At 72.5% G+C, this 17,752-nt stretch carries 14 protein-coding genes; 7 read left to right on the top strand and 7 right to left on the bottom strand.

All coding sequences use genetic code 11. The features are described 5' to 3' along the window. Window positions 1-37 precede the first annotated feature (37 nt). Window positions 38-799 carry an IclR family transcriptional regulator gene (locus tag D458_RS0102420; protein WP_017585135.1) on the bottom strand — a complete coding sequence of 254 codons (762 nt, stop codon included), beginning with the start codon at window positions 797-799 and terminating at the stop codon, window positions 38-40. A gap of 78 nt (window positions 800-877) precedes the next feature. Further along, window positions 878-1,765 (bottom strand): sugar kinase, encoded by an 888-nt coding sequence (locus D458_RS0102415; RefSeq protein WP_017585134.1) that lies wholly within the window; start codon window positions 1,763-1,765, stop codon window positions 878-880. Window positions 1,766-2,015: 250 nt separating this feature from the next. Between D458_RS0102415 and D458_RS0102410 the strand changes: the two genes are divergently transcribed. The 4 genes from D458_RS0102410 to D458_RS0102395 all read left to right on the top strand — a co-directional run bounded on the left by D458_RS0102410 (window position 2,016) and on the right by D458_RS0102395 (window position 6,767). Continuing rightward, a complete protein-coding gene (locus D458_RS0102410; protein WP_017585133.1) occupies window positions 2,016-3,284 on the top strand; it encodes an amidohydrolase family protein in 1,269 nt (422 codons plus the stop codon). A gap of 26 nt (window positions 3,285-3,310) precedes the next feature. Next, window positions 3,311-4,663 (top strand): alanine racemase, encoded by a 1,353-nt coding sequence (locus tag D458_RS0102405; protein WP_017585132.1) that lies wholly within the window; start codon window positions 3,311-3,313, stop codon window positions 4,661-4,663. Between the two features lie 44 nt (window positions 4,664-4,707). After that, on the top strand, window positions 4,708-5,091 hold the full coding sequence (locus D458_RS0102400; RefSeq protein WP_017585131.1) for a RidA family protein: 384 nt from the start codon (window positions 4,708-4,710) through the stop codon (window positions 5,089-5,091). 182 nt (window positions 5,092-5,273) lie between these two features. Then, window positions 5,274-6,767: a sodium:solute symporter family protein gene (locus D458_RS0102395; RefSeq protein WP_017585130.1), complete on the top strand. Its 1,494-nt coding sequence runs from the start codon at window positions 5,274-5,276 to the stop codon at window positions 6,765-6,767. Window positions 6,768-6,851: 84 nt separating this feature from the next. Here the strand turns inward: D458_RS0102395 and D458_RS0102390 are convergent, their stop codons facing one another. The 5 genes from D458_RS0102390 to D458_RS0102370 form a co-directional block, all read right to left on the bottom strand. After that, window positions 6,852-8,150 carry a DUF58 domain-containing protein gene (locus tag D458_RS0102390; RefSeq protein ID WP_017585129.1) on the bottom strand — a complete coding sequence of 433 codons (1,299 nt, stop codon included), beginning with the start codon at window positions 8,148-8,150 and terminating at the stop codon, window positions 6,852-6,854. Beyond that, window positions 8,150-9,133 (bottom strand): AAA family ATPase, encoded by a 984-nt coding sequence (locus D458_RS0102385; RefSeq protein WP_017585128.1) that lies wholly within the window; start codon window positions 9,131-9,133, stop codon window positions 8,150-8,152. Before D458_RS0102385 ends, D458_RS0102390 begins: the two co-directional genes overlap by 1 nt. A gap of 136 nt (window positions 9,134-9,269) precedes the next feature. Continuing rightward, window positions 9,270-10,478, bottom strand: a complete 1,209-nt coding sequence (locus D458_RS0102380) for a DUF4350 domain-containing protein (protein WP_017585127.1) — start codon at window positions 10,476-10,478, stop codon at window positions 9,270-9,272. Continuing rightward, window positions 10,475-11,179, bottom strand: coding sequence for a DUF4129 domain-containing protein (locus tag D458_RS0102375; RefSeq protein WP_017585126.1), 705 nt, complete (start codon window positions 11,177-11,179; stop codon window positions 10,475-10,477). Before D458_RS0102375 ends, D458_RS0102380 begins: the two co-directional genes overlap by 4 nt. After that, window positions 11,176-12,813 carry a glycerophosphoryl diester phosphodiesterase membrane domain-containing protein gene (locus D458_RS0102370; RefSeq protein WP_017585125.1) on the bottom strand — a complete coding sequence of 546 codons (1,638 nt, stop codon included), beginning with the start codon at window positions 12,811-12,813 and terminating at the stop codon, window positions 11,176-11,178. The genes D458_RS0102375 and D458_RS0102370 overlap by 4 nt, the downstream gene beginning before the upstream one ends. Window positions 12,814-13,271: 458 nt before the next feature. Between D458_RS0102370 and mtrA the strand changes: the two genes are divergently transcribed. The 3 genes from mtrA to D458_RS0102355 are packed head-to-tail and all read left to right on the top strand — an operon-like array spanning window position 13,272 to window position 17,678. Further along, on the top strand, window positions 13,272-13,949 hold the full coding sequence (gene mtrA, locus D458_RS0102365) for an MtrAB system response regulator MtrA (RefSeq protein WP_014908694.1): 678 nt from the start codon (window positions 13,272-13,274) through the stop codon (window positions 13,947-13,949). A 16-nt stretch (window positions 13,950-13,965) separates the two neighbouring features. Continuing rightward, complete coding sequence (gene mtrB, locus D458_RS0102360) at window positions 13,966-15,780, top strand: MtrAB system histidine kinase MtrB (protein WP_017585124.1); 1,815 nt, start codon at window positions 13,966-13,968, stop codon at window positions 15,778-15,780. Continuing rightward, window positions 15,777-17,678, top strand: coding sequence for an LpqB family beta-propeller domain-containing protein (locus D458_RS0102355; RefSeq protein ID WP_040702062.1), 1,902 nt, complete (start codon window positions 15,777-15,779; stop codon window positions 17,676-17,678). The genes mtrB and D458_RS0102355 overlap by 4 nt, the downstream gene beginning before the upstream one ends. Window positions 17,679-17,752: the final 74 nt, after the last annotated feature.

The following is a 17,752-nucleotide window of genomic DNA, read 5'->3' as shown; positions in this document are numbered from 1 at the left end:
CGCGAGGGCCCGGCCTTGTTCGGGCAGGGCGCCGTCCTCAGTCGCGGAGCGGCCCGCGCCTGCTCCACCCCAGCTCCTCGCTGATGGCGTGTGCGGTGGCGGTCAGGTCGTCGGTGAACGCGAGCAGCCCGGGGCGGTCGAGGACCATGCTCGGGGCCGAGACGGAGACCGCCGCGGCGACCCGGCCGGCCGCGTCGAAGACGGGCGCGGCCACACAGTGGATGAACTCCTCGTGCTCGAAGTCGTCCAGGGTCCAGCCCTGGCGCGCGGTGCGGTCGAGGACCTCGTCGAGGGCGTCCCGGTCGGTGAGCGTGTTGGCCGTGTAGCGGGGGTAGGGGGACTCCCCGAGCAGCTCGTCGCGCTCTCCGGCGGACAGGTAGGCGAGGATCACCTTGCCGATCCCGGTGGCGTGCAGCGGTGCCAGCGCGCCGATGTGGGAGTACATGCGCACGGCCTGCCGCGACTCGACCTTGTCCAGGTACATCACCTGTCTGCCCTCGAGCGCGCCCAGGTGGACGGTCTGTCCGCAGGTGTCGCTCAGCGCGGCGAGGTGCCGGGCGGCGCTGTCCCGGATGTCGAGTCCGTCCAGGGCGGCCGCGGCGAGGGCGGCCAGGCGGGGGCCCAGCTGGTAGCTGCCGTCGTCCGCGCGGCGCACGAACCGCTCCTCCTCCAGGGTGCGCAGCAGGCGCAGCGAGGTGGTGCGGTGCACGTCGAGGCGGCGTCCGAGCTCGCTGATGGTGGTGGGGCCCTCGGCCAGCTCCACGAGGATCCGCAGGGCGCGTTCGACACTGTTGGACACCGGTGGGTACTCCCCGTAAGTCGTCAGGGGCACGGCCCCTGGGGTCGGTCTGAGGCCGTTCCGGACCGGGACTGCCTCTCAGCGGGCGGTGGGACTCTCCGGTGGCGGCGGGATGTCGCCGGGGAGTCCGAGTACCACCCCGGCCAGTCTGGCGCCTTCGGCCAGGCACTCGGGCAGCGGAGCACCGTCGAGCAGGCGGTCGAGGAACCCCGCGGCGAAGGCGTCACCGGCACCCACGGGTTCGACCACCTCGACCCTGGGCGCGGGCTGGAACCAGGTCCGGCCGTCGCGGACGGCGGTGGCCCCCCGCGCGCCCTGCTTGACGACGAGGAGGTCGGGGCCGGAGTTCTCGCCGGTCAGAACTTCACGCAGCTCCGGCAGGGTCTCCACCTGCCACAGCGACTGGGCCTCGTCGAGTCCGCAGAACACCACGTCGGCCCGGCGGGCCAGGTCCAGCAGCAGCCCGGCGTTGTCCGCGCCGTGCAGCGCGGGGCGGTAGTTCACGTCGAAACTGCGCAGCGTGGCCGGGGGAGCCTGCTCGAACAGGTCCCGGACCAGCCCTTCGGCCGAGTCGGACAGGACGGCGGTGATCCCGCTCGTGTGCACCAGACGGGGGTGCCACCGCCACACCTCGGCCGCGTCGCCCCGGTTCAGGGTGGAGGCGGCCGAGCCCTTGCGCCAGTAGCGCACCCGGGTCCCCTCAGGTCCGGGCTCCTTCAGGTACAGGCCGGTGGTGCGCGCCCGGTCCTCGCGGACCAGGCAGTGCACGCCGGCGCCGGTCAGGCGCTCGTGGACGTGCTGTCCGAACACGTCGTCGCCCAGGACGCTGCGCCAGCCCACGGCGCGTCCGGCGCGGGCGAGGTGCACCGCGACGTTGGACTCCGCGCCGCCGACCTCGGTGCGGAAGCGGGGGCCGCTCCCGTCGCCGTGCGGTTCGGGGACGAGCAGCGCCATCGTCTCGCCCACGCACACGGCGTCGAGCCGGGCGAGGGGGCCTGTCTCAGAGCCCGCGAGGGGGGACGGTGCCGGGGCGTGTCCGGCGGACGCGCGCCCTGGTGCCTCGTTCCGTCGCTGCGTGCTCACTCGCGGCCTCCGGTTCGTTCTGGTGTCCCGCATCACGGGCCGTGTTGACCTGCGTCACTGTCCAATGCTATTCAAGGTGTTGTCCAGTGCGCAACACTGTTGCGCTATGTGCAGCACAAGGGGGATGGCTGGCGTGTGGGACCTGTTGTTGCGCGGAGGCCGCGTCGTCGACCCCGCCTCCGGTCGTGACGAGACGGCCGATGTCGCCGTGCGCGCGGGCCGGATCGCCGAGGTCGCCGCGGGCCTGCCCCGGGACCGCGCCGCGCAGGAGGCCGACGTCCGCGGGAAGCTGGTGCTCCCCGGCCTGGTGGACGCACACACCCACGTGCTGCACAGCTCCACCTACTGGGGCGTGGACCCGGAGCCGATCGCCTGGCGCACCGGGGTCACGACCTGGATCGACGCCGGATCCGCGGGCGCCTACGGGCTGGACGGGCTGCGCCGCTTCGTGGCCGAGCCCGCACCGTTCAGCGTCCGGTCGCTGATCAACGTCTCCGGGATCGGACTGGTCGGACGCACCGGTGAGCACCACGTCCTGGAGAACCTCGACGTCGACGCGGCGGCCGCGGTGGCCGCGCGCCACGGCGACCTGGTCTGCGGTGTCAAGGCGCGCATGGACAGCCAGACCGTCGGTGTGCACGGTCTGGAACCGCTCCGCAGGGCCGCGGCACTGGCGAAGCGCCTGGACAAGCCGCTCATGGTGCACATCGGCTACGGACCGCCCCACCTCGCCGACATCGCGCCCTTCCTCACCGAGGGCGACATCGTCACCCACTGCGCCACCGGGGTCGCCGCCGACCTCGTCGTCGACGGCCGCCCCACCGACACCCTGGCGCGCCTGCGCGACTCCGGGGTGCTCCTCGACCTCGGGCACGGCTCCGGCGCCTTCGACTTCGACGTGCTCGAAGCGGAGCTGGCCGCCGGAATCGTCCCGATCATCTCCACCGACCTGCACATCCGCTCGGTCTACGGGCCCGCGTTCGACCTGCCGATCGTCATGGGCAAGGCGATGGCCGCGGGGATGAGCCTGACCGACACGGTGGCGGCCGTGACGCACCGGCCCGCCGGAGCGTTCGGACTGCCCGCCGGGACGCTGCGCCCGGGTGCGGCGGCCGACATCGCGGTGTTCGAGGCCCGCGAGGGCCGGTTCCCCGTCGTCGACGTGCACGGCGGTTCGCGTCAGGCCCCGCTGCGCCTCACCAACACGGCCACCTACGCCGGCGGACGCCTGCTCACACCGCGTGCCGCCGAACCGCCGCCGGTGTGGGTGCCCCTCAGCGCGGCCCAGCACCGTGCGGAGGAACAGCGCCACGAGCAGGTCCGCTCCGCCGTGCGGTACCTGGACCGCCCCGAGGACTTCGACGAGCACTTCCCCCGCCCAGCCGCCGAGGACAGGCCCTGAGGGCCGGACACAGACGGGAACGCACCATGACAGAGACCGGCCCACCCCCGGAACGGGGCCCGGAGCCCGCGGACACCGGGCCTTCCGCGCCCATCGGCCCTCCCAGCGGTACGGGCCTGCCCGCCGCACTGCTGGCCGCGTCCGACGCCGTACCGGTCGAGGCCCGGTCCGTGCCGTTCAGCCCCACCACGGTCGACGGGATCCGGGCCGCGGGGTTGGGCCTGCGCGACCTGTGGCTGCCCGCCGTCACCCTGGACGAGGCGGCGCTGCGCCACAACCTCGACCGGTTCGCCCGCTGGTGCGCCGAACGGGGCGTCGACCTGGCGCCGCACGCCAAGACCACGATGGCGCCGCGGCTGTGGTCGGAGCAGTTGGCACGGGGCGCCTGGGGCCTGACCGCCGCCACCGTCGCCCAGGCCCGTGTGATGCGCCGATTCGGTGTCCCCCGGGTCCTGGTCGCCAACGAGGTCGTGGAACCGGGCCAGCTCGCGTGGCTGGCAGAGGCCCTGGACGATCCCGGGTTCGAACCGCTGTGCCTGGTGGACTCCGCCGAGGGGGTCCGGATCATGGCACGCGCCCTGGCCGGAGCCGCCCGGCCGCTGCCGGTCCTGCTGGAACTGGGGGTCGAAGGCCGCCGCACGGGCGTCCGGAACCTGGACGGGGCCCTGGAGCTGGCACGGACGGTGGCGGCCTGCCCGCAGCTCACCCTCGCCGGCGTGGAGGCCTTCGAAGGAGTGTTCCCGCAGCGCCGCGACGACGACTCGCCCTCCCGCGTGCGCACCTGGCTGGACCGCCTCTACGAGTTCGCGCGGCGCGCCGACGCCGAGGACCTGTTCGCCGGGGCGGCCGAGGTGATCGTCACCGCGGGCGGCAGCAGCTACCCCGACCTGGTCTCCGACGCCCTCTCGGAGCCGCCCCGGCTGTCGCTCCCGGTCCGCCGGATCGTCCGTTCGGGCTGCTACCTCACCCACGACGACCTGTTCATGGAGCGCGCGTCACCGCTGCGCTCCTCCGCCGACGACGACCCCCTGCGTCCCGCACTGCGCTGCTACGCACGGGTCCTGTCCCGGCCGGAGCCGGGCCGGGCCCTGCTGGGGGTCGGCAAGCGAGACGTGTCGTTCGACATCGACCTGCCCGTTCCGCGCGCGCTGCTGCGTGACGGGGAACGGGTCCCCCTGGGGGACGGGGCACGCGTCGTCGAGCTGAACGACCACCACGCGTTCCTCGACCTCACCGGCTCCGCGGAGGACGCGCTGCGTGTCGGAGACGTCGTCGAACTCGGCCTCTCGCACCCCTGCACGGTGTTCGACAAGTGGCCGCTGATCCCGGTCCTCGACGAAGGGGACCGGGTCGTGGACGCCGTCCGCACCTTTTTCTGAACCGGACCGGCCACCGCCGGAACCACCGCTACCAAGGAGGACACATGGCCAGGAAGAAGATCGTGAACACCCCGGACGCCGCACCGCCCGGAGGCCCCTACTCCCACGCCGTCGTCGCCGGGGACTTCGTCTACCTCGCCGGCGCGACGCCGCACCGCACCGACCGCTCGCTGGTCGACGGGCCGTTCCCGGAACAGGCCCGGGCCACCTTCGAGAACCTGGCCACGGTGGCGAAGGCGGCGGGTTCGAGCCTGGCCGACGCCGTCCAGGCCCGGGTCTACCTGCGCGACCTGGACGACTTCCAGGCGATGAACGGGATCTTCGCGGAGTACTTCGGCGACGAGCCGCCGGTGCGCACCACCATCCAGGCGGACCTGCCCGGTTTCGACATCGAGATCGACGCGGTCCTGTACCGCCCGGCCGACTGAGTCCTCCGGGACCAGCCGTCCCCGGCTGTGCGGCCCGGCTCCGGGCCGCACAGCACCCGCTCCGCCCCTCCACCCCAGCGCCTGTCCCCGCCCCGGCCCGCACCGCCTCTGCCTCATCCCCGCCCGCCCGGAAGCCCTCGTGGCCGGGTGCGCACACTCCCCGTCATCCCAGGAGGTTCGCCATGAACCAAGCCAACGCAGCGGTCTACCTGTCGGCCCTGCTCGCCACGGTGCTGCTGATGCTCGCCGTCAGCTGGTGGGTCGCCCGGCGCACGAAGGACGGTGAGGACTTCCTCCTCGCCGGACGCAGGCTCGGTACCCCGCTGGTCATGGGGAGCACCCTGGCCACCCTGGTCGGCACCGGCTCCAGCCTGGGCGCGGTGGGGTTCGCCTACCAGAACGGTTGGGCCGGGGCCCTGTACGGGATCGGCGGCGCGGCGGGCGTCCTGCTGCTCCTGTGGCTCTTCGCCGACGTGCGCGAGAAGGGTTTCATGACCTTCCCCGAGGAGATGAGCTACTACTTCGGGGCCAGCCGCGCGATCAAGGCAGTGGTGGCCGTGCTCCTGTTCCTGGCCTCGGTGGGATGGCTGGGCGCGCACATCATGGGCGGCGCCATGTACCTCTCGTTCCTCACCGGCATGGACCAGAACCTGGCCAAAGTGGTCATCGCCCTGGGCTTCGGCCTGTACACCGTGATCGGCGGCTACCTGGCCGTGGTCATCACCGACGCCATCCAGGGCACGATCCTCTTCCTCGGCTTCACCGTCCTCGCGGTCCTGGCCCTGGTGAGCGTCGGCGGTTTCGACGGGTTGGGTGAGGGGTCCTCGGAGGAGGCGCTCTCCGTGCTCGGCGTTCAGGCGCTGGGTCCGCTGCCCGCCCTGTCGCTGGCCGTGGTCGTCGCCGTCGGTGTGCTGGCCACCCCGTCGTACCGGCAGCGGATCTACGCCGCGGCCGACGTGCGGACCGTGCGGCGCAGCTTCGTGCTCGCCGGCGTCCTCTTCGCCGCCTTCTCGATCCTGCCGGCGATCGCCGGGATGTCCGCCAGGACCCTGGAGCCCGCCCTCGAGAACCCGGACATGGCCTTCCCCTACCTGGTCACGACCCTGTTCCCGCTGTGGCTGGGCGCGTTCCTGCTGGTCGCCGGCCTGTCGGCCACGATGTCCTCGGGTGATTCGGACGCCATCGTGAGCGTCACCATCCTGCTGCGCGACGTCTCCCAGGTGGTCACCGGCAAGCTTCCGAACCCCGAGAACACGGTGCGGTACTCGCGGTGGGGCCTGGCCGGGGTGATGGGGCTCGCCCTGGTGTTCTCCCTCCTGGCCACGACCCTCATCGGGTACATCACCCTGATGATCTCCACGGTGCTCACCGGCCTGCTGGTGGCCTCGCTCCTGGGCAAGTTCTGGCCCCGGGCCACCTGGCAGGGCGGGATGGCGGCGATGCTGGGCGGTTCGGCCGCGGCCCTGGTCGTCAACGGCGTGGAGGCGTTCACCGCCTTCTGGGGCAACGCGGTGATCCCGTCGCTGGCCGTGGCCCTGGTCTCCGGTGTGGTCGTCAGCCTGGTCACCCCTCGCACCCCGATCTCGAAGGAGGAGGCGCTACGGCGCCTGACCGAGGAGCGCTCCGTCATCGAGGTCGGTGACAAGCTGCGCGGCGGCGGGAACGACGACGCCTGACCGGAGCCGGACACAGGAAGGGGCGCCCTCCCGCTCGGGGAAGGCGCCCCTCCTGAGATTCCGGGGGCTACACGCGTCCCCGGGTCACAAGCGTCCCTGGGCCTTCAGGTTGATGTAGGCGTCGGCCAGTGCCGGAGCGATGTGCTCCGGTCCGGCGTCGACCACCTCGGCCCCCATCTTTCGCAGCTCCGCGCTGATCCGGTGGCGTTCGCCGAGTGTCCGCTCGGCGGAGGCCGCCCGGTACAGGGCCTCGGGACTGCCCCGTTCGGCCGCCATCTCCTCGACCTGCGGGTCCTTGATCCCCGCCACCATCAGCAGGTGGTGCGAGGACAGCAGCGGCAGCCGCGGCAGCAGCCCCTCCTCCAGGGAGGTGGCGTTGAGATCGGTCAGCAGTACCACGAGCTTGCGCGCCCGGCCCTGGGTGAGCACGGCGCTGACCAGGCCGGCGGGGTCCGACTCCACCAGTTCGGCCTCCAGCGGCGCCATGGCCTCCACCACCCGGTTCACCTGGCTGCCCTTGCCCGAGGCCTTCACCTGGGCGCGCACCGCGCGGTCGTAGGCCATGAAGTCCACCCGGTCGCCCGCCTTGCCCGCCAGCGCTGCCAGCAGCAGCGCGGCGTCCATGGCGTGGTCCAGCCGAGGCGTGTCGCCCACCCGTCCGGCGGAGGTGCGGCCGGTGTCCAGCACGATGAGGATGCGCCGGTCCCGTTCGGGCCGCCAGGTCCGCACCACCACCCCGTCGTTGCGGGCGGTCGCGCGCCAGTCGATGGAGCGCACGTCGTCGCCGGGCACGTAGTCGCGCAGCGAGTCGAACTCACTGCCCTGGCCGCGCACCATCGCCGTGTGCTGCCCCTCCAGCTCGCGCAGCCGGGACAGCTTGCCCGGCAGGTGCCTGCGGCTGTGGAACGGCGGCAGCGTCCGGACGCTCCAAGGGGCGCTGAGCGTGCGCTGCCGGCCGGCCAGACCCAGCGGGCCGATACTGCGCACGGTCACCCCTGCGGCGCGGGCGTCGCCGCGGCGCGTCGGCGTGAGCGCGGTCCGGACACGGCGGCGCTCCCCGGCGCCGACCCGCAGCGGCTGGGCCTTGGGGGAGGCGTGCGCACTCGGCGGCCAGGCGTCGCGGACCGAACCGCGCAGCCGCCGACCCGTCGGGTTGGCGACCGTCACGAACACCTCGGCGGTCTCGCCCAGGCGCAGCGACGTGTCACCCTCCCGGGACAGGCGCAGCTTCCTCGGCCCGACCGCCAAGGACACGTCCACCGCGACCAGCAGCACGACCAGGCCCACGGCGACGTAGGTGACGGTTCCCCCGAGACTGCCGGAGATCGCCACCGCACCCGTCGCGAGGAGCGCCAGCAGCGCGGCCCGGCCGGTGACCACCATCAGCGGGGCACCGGGACGGAGGCGAGCACACCGTCCAGGATCCCGTCGGCGGTGGCGCCCTCCAGCTCGGCCTCCGGGCGCAGTCCGATCCGGTGCCGCAGGGTGCCCTTGGCCAGGGCCTTGACGTCGTCGGGGGTCACGTAGTCGCGGCCGGACAGCCACGCCCACGCGCGGCTGGTCTTCAGCAGCGCCGTCGCACCGCGGGGGGAGGCGCCCAGCTGGAGGGAGGCGGAGAACCGGGTGGCCCGGCACAGGTCCACGATGTAGCCGAGGACCTCGGGGGCGATACGCACACCGGCCACCGCGTTGCGGGCGGCGTGCAGCTCTGCGGCGCCGGCCACGGCGGTCACCCCGGCGGCGGTCAGGTCGCTCGGGTCGAAGCCGGCGGCGTGGCGGCCCAGCATCGCCACCTCCGCGTTGCGCTCGGGCAGCGGGACGGTCACCTTCAGCAGGAACCGGTCCAGCTGCGCCTCGGGCAGCGGGTAGGTGCCCTCGTACTCGACCGGGTTCTGGGTGGCCGCCACCATGAACGGGTCCGGCAGCGCCATGGGGCGCCCCTCGACGGTGACCTGTCGCTCCTCCATGGCCTCCAGCAGCGAGGCCTGGGTCTTGGGCGGGGTCCGGTTGATCTCGTCCGCCAGCAGCAGGTTGGTGAAGACCGGCCCCTGCATGAACTCGAACTTCGCCGTGTGCTGGTCGTAGACGAGCGAACCCGTCACGTCGCCCGGCATCAGGTCGGGGGTGAACTGCACCCGTTTGTGGTCCAGTGACAGGGCCTGCGAGACCGTGCGCACGAGCAGTGTCTTGGCGACACCCGGCACGCCCTCCAGCAGTACGTGGCCGCGGCACAGCAGTGCCACGACCAGACCGGTCACCGTCTCGTCCTGGCCCACGACCGCCTTGGCCACCTCGCGGCGCAGGGCGGTCAGTGCCGCCCGGGCCTCGTCGGCGGAAGGCAGTGCCTCGGGTGTGAAGGCGCTCACGTGCCGTCTACCTCTCTCGATACCTCGGTGACCTCTGGGGTCTGTTCTCGTCTGTGGGGGCCGTGCGGGTTCCGGCGGTCGTGCGGGTTCCGGCGGTCGCGGTGCCGGCCCCAGGGGGGACGGCCGACGCGCGGGCTCACCGCAGCCGTCCCGAGAGCTGGTCGATCTCCTCGGCGAGCCGCAGCATCGCCGCGTCGTCCGCCGTGTACGGGTCCGGCCGGACCGGGTACAACAGCGGCCGCAGCGCCTGGGGGTCCTCCCCGGTCCGGGCGGCCACGGCCGCCACGACCGCGTTCGGTCCGGCGTCCGCGTGCAGGCCCAGCCTGGGGACCGAACGTTCCAGGAAGCCCTCGCGCAGCGCCGACACCGCGCGGTCGCGCGCCTTGCCGGCCTGGTACAGCCCGGCGCGGCCCTCGGTGGTCTCCGTGGCCCGCACCACCACGGGGAGCGACTCCGGGACCAGCGCGCCCATCCGCCGCCCGCGCCAGAGGGCGAACAGCAGCAGGGTCAGCGCCAGCGGGACCAACGACCAGCGCAGGCCCGGCGGGACGAGCTCCCACAGGGTGGCGCTCCCGACCTCCGTCGGCGGGTCGGGACGCAGCCACACCACGTCCTCGGCGGAGAGCAGGTTCAGCATCAGGGACGCGTTGCCCGCGGTGTCCAGCTCGCGGTTGGTGAGCGGGCCCCCGGTGCCCAGGACCGTCGTGGTGCTGCCGTCGGGGGCGGCCACCTGGAGCATGGCCGAGCCGCCGGGGGCCGGGTAGCAGCCCAGGGCCTCCACCCCCGGCTCGGCGGAGTACAGCTCGCCCACGAGCCCGGTGCCACCCGCGGCGGTCGCCGCGGGCAGCGCGCAGTCGGGTTCGAGGGTGCGTTCGTCCTGGGCCCGGCCGGTCACGTCCGCGCCCGGCGCGAAGGTGTGGAGGGATCGCAGGGAGGGCTGCACCAGCACGGTGTCGGTCTCCAACCCGGCCAGGGTGTCCAGCTCCTCGGGGAGCAGGCGGTGGTCGAGGAAGAGCACCAGCAGGGTGTCGTCCCCCGCTCGCTCCACGGCCCGTACCGCGGCCTCGGAGCCACGGGTGACGGTGACGTTCGAGTCCTCCTGGAGCAGCTGCACCAGGGCACGGGAACCGCCGGGGGCGGGGTTGTCGGGCTCCAGGTGGCCGGTGGGGAACCGCTCCTTTCCCAGGGACAGCAGGACCGCCGCCACGACCAGCACGGTGATGACGGCGAGCGGCAGGCGGCCGGCCCGCCACAGGCGTCCTGCGGCGGAACCCTGCGAGGCCGACCCCGGCAGCGGGGAGGCCGGGATGTGCGACCGCGGCTCGGGCGGCGCGGTGGTCGTCATCGGCGCCCTTCGTTGTGGGACCGGCCGCCGGGCGGCGGACTGTTGTGGGACAGGGGGACGGCGGGACCGGGCGGCGCGTCGTCGGTGAGCACCGGGCGGGCCGCGCTCAGCCGTCCGTCCAGCTCACGCATGACCCGCGCGGATTCGGCGGTGGCGGGGCGGTCGCCGTAGGCCACGTCGTTGAAGATCCGGGCGCCCTCGTGCAGGCCCTCGGCCTCACCGGGCAGCGTTCGGGCGGCCTCGGCGGCCAGCTCGGTGGCGGTCCGCCCGGCGCGGGGACCGACGATCACCCGTTCCTCCAGGTCGACGCTGATCGCACGCAGGCGCTCGGTCACGGCCCCGGCGAAGTCGCCCTCGGCCTCGCACCGGTCGGAGGCCGTGCGGTGGTCGGCGGCGGAGCGGACCTCGCCCTCGTGCAGCGGCATCTCGACCCGGCGGTTGCGGGAGGGGCGCAGGTAGACGATCAGGACGACGACCAGGACCAGGACCACCAGCAGCACGACGGCCAGGATCCACCCGCCCGGCACGACCCCTCCGCCGGCCGAGGCCAGCCGGTCCAGGAGCTCGCCCAGCCAGGCGAGGAAGCGGTCGATCAGGGAGGGTTCGCTCTCCCCGTACAGGGGGTCGGACAACTCCTCGATCGCACGCCGTCGGCCCTCCTCCCGGGTCACCTCCAGGGGAGCGGTGTGGAGGGGCCTCACGTGCGGTACCCCGGAAGGTAGATCTCCGGTCCGACCGCCTGACCGCGCTGCGCGATCTGGTGCAGCTGCAGGTCCAGGCCCTCATGGCGCATCCGCAGGTCGATGTAGAGGAGGGTGTTCACTCCGGCGACGAAGGGCTGGGTGAGGGCGTAGATCAGCACGGTGACCACGTAGGTGATCACACCGACCAGGATCGGGCCGAAGGTCCCCAGCCCGTCGTTGAAGGCGAGGAAGGGGGTGAGGAGGCCGACCGGCACACCCAGGACCATGTTCACCACCATCACGATCAGGAGCGCCAGCAGCCAGTAGCCGAGCGTGCGCCACCAGGCGTTCCGGGAGAGCCGCCACGAGCGGGCGATGGCCTGGCCCGGGCCGAGCCGCTCCAGCACGACCAGGGGCATGGCGTAGTAGAGCCGGATCCAGATCCACAGGGCCGGAGCGCCGACGATCAGACCGCCCACGACCAGGAGCAGCAGGCCGACAGCGATGCCCGCCCCGATGTTCTCGGCCCCGAAGCCGACGATGAGGCCCAGGAAGAGGGCGACGAAGAGCGCGATGACCAGGACGACGGCGATGACGAGCTGGATGCCCAGCTTGATGAAGGCCAGGCCGATGATGGCGCCGATCCGGCCGCGCACGGCCTCCCACGCCTGCCCGATGGTGAGCCGGTAGCCGAGCACCGCCATACCCACGACCGCCGCGAGCAGGCCCAGCAGGACCGCCCCGCCGACCAGGAGGATGAGGTCGCCGACGAAGCCCAGCAGCGTGGCCAGCGGCGACGTCTGGAACATCGGGTCGTCGGGGTCGAACGCGGCCGGGTCCGCCATGATCTCGTCGAACGAGGTGAGGACCTCGGCGGTGTCGCCGGTGAGCCAGGTCGCGGCGACGGTGCTGACGATCGAGGCGATCGCCATGACCAGCAGGGAGAGCACGAAGGTGGTCCGCGGGTTGTCGCGGATGTAGCTGAACGCGCCGTTGAAGATGTCGCCGAGCGACATCGGCCGGAGCGCGACCACACCGGGCTTGATCGGCTGCGGACGCGGGCCCTGCTCGCCGTAGCCGGGTGCGCCGTAGCCGGAAGGGCCGCCCTGCCCGGGTGCGCCGTAGCCGGAGGGCCCGCCCGGGGCTCCGTACCCCGGGGGAGTGCCCTGGCCGGGGGCGCCGTAACCGGGAGGGGGACCGTAGCCGGGGGCTCCGTGGCCGGGGGGCCCGTAGCCGGGGGCTCCGTAACCGGGAGGGGGTCCGTAGCCGGGGGCGTTCTGGCCGGAGGGACCGTGACCGGGGACGCCACCTTGGCCCTGGGGGGAGTAATCGGACGGGCCACCCGGACCCTGCGGGCCGTACCCCTGCGGGCCGTACCCCTGCGGGCCGTACCCCTGCGGCTCCTGGCCGCTCCGGGGCGCGTACCCCGGAGGGGGCGCGGGTGTCCCGTAGCCGGTTTCGGCCTGGCCGGGTGTTTCGTAGCCGGGCTGCGGGGACGTGGGGCCGCTCTCCGCCGGAGTGTCGGCGGATCCCTGTCCCGGTGCGGCCCAGCCGCCGGCACCGGGGGTGTCTCCAGATGCGGGCGACCCCTGTTCCTCGGGGCTGTCCGGGGTGTCCCCCGGCCTCTCCCGGTGGTCGTCCTCCTGGCTCATCTGCCCCGCCCTCCATGAGGTTCGGTTACTGTGCGCGAGCGTATTCGCGCCAATTCTGACGTGTCGGAAACCAACCTACCGGCCGGTTCCACCGCTTCTCGGTGGTGCTGGAGTGTGTCCCAGGACAACCGACGCACTTCATTCCTTTTGTATGCTTTCTGTTACCAACCGGCCAAGTCACGAAGCTTTCTGGGCCTTCATAGCCAGGGACGACGCCGCCGGTGACCGAAAACGGTCCAAAAGGGCCCAACAGCGCTGACCTCTCTTCCAACACTGTCCGAAGCTGGCAAGGTTGGGGAGACCAAACGCAGTTCCTCGCATACAGGGGAGCGTTCCCCGAAACAGGGGGACACGGGCACCGACCACTGACGCCGCTTGAGTGTTCCAGGAGAGAGGAGTAGGCGCCGGGATCCCCCCGCCCACAAGGCGGTGGCGGACGCTTGGCGCCGCACACACCGATGAAGGGACGTGTACTGGTTGTCGACGATGACCTCGCCCTCGCCGAGATGCTGGGCATCGTGTTGCGGGGTGAAGGGTTCGAGCCCTCGTTCGTTCACGACGGGGACAAGGCTCTGGAGGCCTTCCGCGAGACCAAGCCCGATCTGGTTCTCCTCGACCTGATGCTGCCCGGGGCCGACGGGATCGACGTGTGCCGTCAGATCCGCGCCGAGTCCGGGGTTCCCATCGTCATGCTCACCGCCAAGAGCGACACCGTCGACGTCGTCCTCGGTCTGGAGTCGGGCGCCGACGACTACATCGTCAAGCCCTTCAAGCCCAAGGAGCTCGTCGCCCGCGTGCGGGTACGCCTGCGCCGCACCGAGGAGCCCGCGCCCGAGGTCCTCCAGATCGGTGACATCACCATCGACGTCGCCGGCCACGCGGTGCGCCGTGACGGAGAGCAGATCAGCCTCACCCCGCTGGAGTTCGACCTCCTCGTCGCCCTGGCCCGCAAGCCGCGCCAGGTCTTCACGCGAGAGGTCCTGCTCGAGCAGGTCTGGGGCTACCGCCACGCCGCTGACACGCGCCTGGTCAACGTGCACGTGCAGCGCCTGCGCGCGAAGATCGAGAAGGACCCGGAGCACCCCGAGGTCGTCGTGACCGTTCGCGGCGTCGGCTACAAGGCCGGAACCGCCTGACCCGTCCGGGACCCACATGACCGCGTCCGAACCCGAGGAGGGGCGGGGGGCCGACTCCGAGGGGGAGCGGTCCGCCCCTCCCGCCGGCCTGTCCGAGACCGGGGGCCGTTGGCGTGACAACAACACGGGCCTGACCCGTGCCTACCTCCTCGCCCAACGCGCGGCCCGCGCGTTGGTGCGCGGGGTGCACACCAACTGGCGCCGCTCGCTGCACCTGAGGGTCATCAGCACGACCCTGGTCCTGTCCCTGCTGGTCATGGCCGGACTGGGATACGTGCTGATCTCCGAGGTGCGCGGCGGTCTGCTGGACGCCAAGGTCGACGCGGCGGTCAACGACCACCGCGCCGGGCTGAACTACGCGCTCGTCGAACTCCAGGAAAACGAGATCGGCGACCGCAACCGGCTGCTGAACAACATCGCGAGTGAGCTGACCAGCCGCAGCGGCGACACCGGGCTCTACAGCGTGTTCATCCTGCCCTCGGTGAGCGACGAGCTCGGCTGGGCCACCGGCGAGGGCAGCGTCCCACCGCGCCTGGTCGAACAGGTCCGCCAGTCCGAGGTGCACGATCAGCAGTACCACACGTACACGCGCATCGACATGGAGGACGGTTCGGTCGAGCCGGCCCTGGTCGTCGGCGCCCAGCTGACCCACGCCTACGAGCTCTACTACATCTTCCCGCTCCAGCACGAGCAGGAGATCCTGGACCTGGTCCAGGGCACGGTCGCGCTGGTCGCGGTACTGCTGGTGATCCTCCTCGGGCTCATCGCGTTCATGATCACCCGCCTGGTGGTCACACCGGTGCGCTCGGCCGCGCAGTCGGCCGAACGCCTGGCCGCGGGGGACCTCACCGAACGCATGACGGTGCAGGGCGAGGACGACCTCGCCCGGCTCGCGATGTCCTTCAACGACATGGCGGGCAACCTCCAGGAGAAGATCCAGGAGCTGGAGGAGCTGTCCAAGCTCCAGCGCCAGTTCGTCTCCGACGTCTCCCACGAGCTCCGCACCCCGCTCACCACCATCCGGATGGCCGGGGACCTGCTCTTCGACGACCGCGAGGAGCTCGACTCCTCCCACCGGCGTTCCGTGGAGCTGCTCCAGAGCCAGGTCGAACGGTTCGAGGAGCTCCTGGCGGACCTGCTGGAGATCAGCCGCCACGACGCGGGCGCCGCCACCCTCGGCATCGAGTCCGCGGACATCCGCGACTCGGTGATGAAGGCGGTCGGTGACGCGGAGCAGATCGCCGAACGCCGCGGCATCAAGGTGGTCCTGCGCCTGCCCGCCGAACCCTGCGTCGCCGAGTTCGACACCCGGCGGATCAACCGCATCCTGCGCAACCTCGTGGTCAACGCCATCGAGCACAGCGAGGGGCGGGACGTGGTGGTCGCCGCCGCGGGCGACCGCGACGCCATCGCGGTGGCCGTGCGCGACTACGGGGTGGGTCTCAAGGAGGGGGAGGAGCACCTGTGCTTCGACCGCTTCTGGCGGGCCGACTACTCCCGGGTGCGCACCACCGGGGGCACCGGTCTCGGCCTGTCCATCGCCAAGGAGGACGCCACCCTGCACGGCGGCTGGCTCCAGGCCTGGGGCCTTCCGGGGCAGGGCTCGCAGTTCCGCCTGTCCCTGCCGCGGCGCTCCGGGGCCGAACTGCGCGGGTCCCCGCTGCCCCTGGTTCCGCCGGAGATCGCCCTGGGCCGCAACTTCACGGCCTTCGGTGACAAGGAGGGCGGCGCCAAGGAGCACGGCGCGGCCAGGGACGGAGACAGCGCGGCAGGGGAACCGAAGGGCCCGGCGAGGGGCCGAGCCGGAGTCGACGAAGAGGAGGCTCTGTGAGCGACGTGAGGAGTCCAGGACGCCTGGTCCGGGTCGCGCGTACCGCCGCGGCGGGAGCGCTCGCCTGCGTGTCCCTGGCGGCCTGTGCGAGCGTTCCCATGACCGGCCCCGTCGTGCCGGGCGAGGGCGGCGACAGCTCGGGCGACCCCTACGGCGGTTACGTGCGGCTCCTGCCCGCCGGGCCCCAGCCCGGTGTGGAGCCCGAAGGCCTCATCGACGGCTTCCTCAAGGACCTCGGCAGCTTCGAGGAGGACCACAAGGCCGCCCGCAGCTACATGCTCCCCGAGATGAGCGAGGAGTGGTCCCCGGACGGAGGCGTGCGGGTCTTCGCCGACCTGGACGCCGTGGACATGGACTCCGAGATCTCCACCGACGGCCTCAGCGCCACCGTGCGGATCCGCAGCAACGAGACGGCCACGATCGACGAGAGCGGCAAGTACGTTCCGACCGAGACCGGCACCGTGCTCGAGGAGACCTTCACGCTCGCCCGCGAGGACGGCGATCCCGAGGGCGAGTGGCGGATCCAGGACCTGCCCGACGAGATCATCCTCAGCCAGCTCGACGTCGAGCGCACGTACCGCCCGTTCAACCTCTACTACCTCAACCCGGCCGGGACCGCGCTGGTCCCGGACCCGGTCTACCTGCCGGTGAGCACCGACCAGCTGGCCGACCGCCTGCTGCGCAAGCTCACCGGCGGTCCCACCGACTGGCTGGACCCGGCCGTGGTGTCCGCTTTCCCCGAGGGGACCGTCCCCCGCACGGAGGTCGACTCCGAACGTGCCCTGATCAGCGTCAGCGGTGTGCCCGACCCGGACGAGTACAGCATGGGCGCCCAGATCGCCTGGACCCTGCGGCAGCTGCCCGAGATCCAGGAGTTCACCCTCCGGGTCAACGGCGAAGAGGTCGGCTTCCCGCATTCGGACTGGGACAGTTCCGAGCGGCCGCGCCCGGGCAGCGACTACTGGGCCCGGCTGAGCCCCGGAGCCACCTCCCCGGACGTCAACGCCTACTTCACGCACGAGGGCCAGCTGTGGTCCGCCTCCGACTGGGAGACCGACACCTTCGACGACGCCGAGCGGGTCCCCGGCCCCCTGGGCGCCGGGGACATCCAGCTGGACCGGTTCGCGGTCTCGCTCGACGAGAGCACCGTCGCGGGCATCACCCTGGGCGGCGGGGAGGTCGTCACCAGTTTCGCCAGCCCCGGGGCGGAACCCCGGGAGGTCCTCGGCGACGGCATGTTCACCGAGCTGTCCTGGGACGTGAACGGCGATCTCTGGGTGGTGGAGGAGACCAGGGACAGCGCGCGCTCTGACGACGAGGAGGACGAGCAGGCGGAGGACGCGGACGCCGAGGACGGGATGGACGCCACGGGCGGCCAGGACCCCCCTGCGCCCGGGGACACCGCGCTGTGGCTGCTGCGCGACGGGGACGAGGTCGTCCAGGCCGAGGTCAGAGGGCTGAGGGACCACTCCTTGGTGCACTTCAGGATCTCCCGGGACGGTACCCGCGCCGCCGTGGTCACCGAACGGGACGGGGAGCGCTCGCTCCAGGTCGGCCGGGTGGTGGAGGACGAGGACGGCCAGGTCTCGGTCGGCGCCTTCATCAGCCTCGCGGACCAGGAACTGGAGGACGTCACCGGCGTCTCCTGGCGTTCGAGCGACCAGTTGGTCATCCTGGGGAGCCGGGACGGCGGCACCACCCAGGCCCTGTTCGTCGCCCTGGACGGCGGTACGCCCGCAGCCAGCGCGGGCGCCCCGGTCGCCGGGATGATCACCATCTCCGGCGCACCCGGCCAACCCCTGCTCGCGGGTTCGGACGACGGTAATATCTGGGTGTCCAACGACCCCTTGAACTGGCAGAACGTGGTGGAGGGCGGTTCGCCGACCTTCCCCGGCTAGGGCCTGTTCCCCTGGTTGCTCCCGCGGATCCTTCCGGACCCGCCGCGCCCGTTCCGCCCCGGTCCCGGGGCAGG

This window comes from Nocardiopsis ganjiahuensis DSM 45031 (assembly GCF_000341085.1).
Taxonomy (GTDB): domain Bacteria; phylum Actinomycetota; class Actinomycetes; order Streptosporangiales; family Streptosporangiaceae; genus Nocardiopsis; species Nocardiopsis ganjiahuensis.
This window is presented reverse-complemented; position numbering and strand designations above follow the sequence as displayed.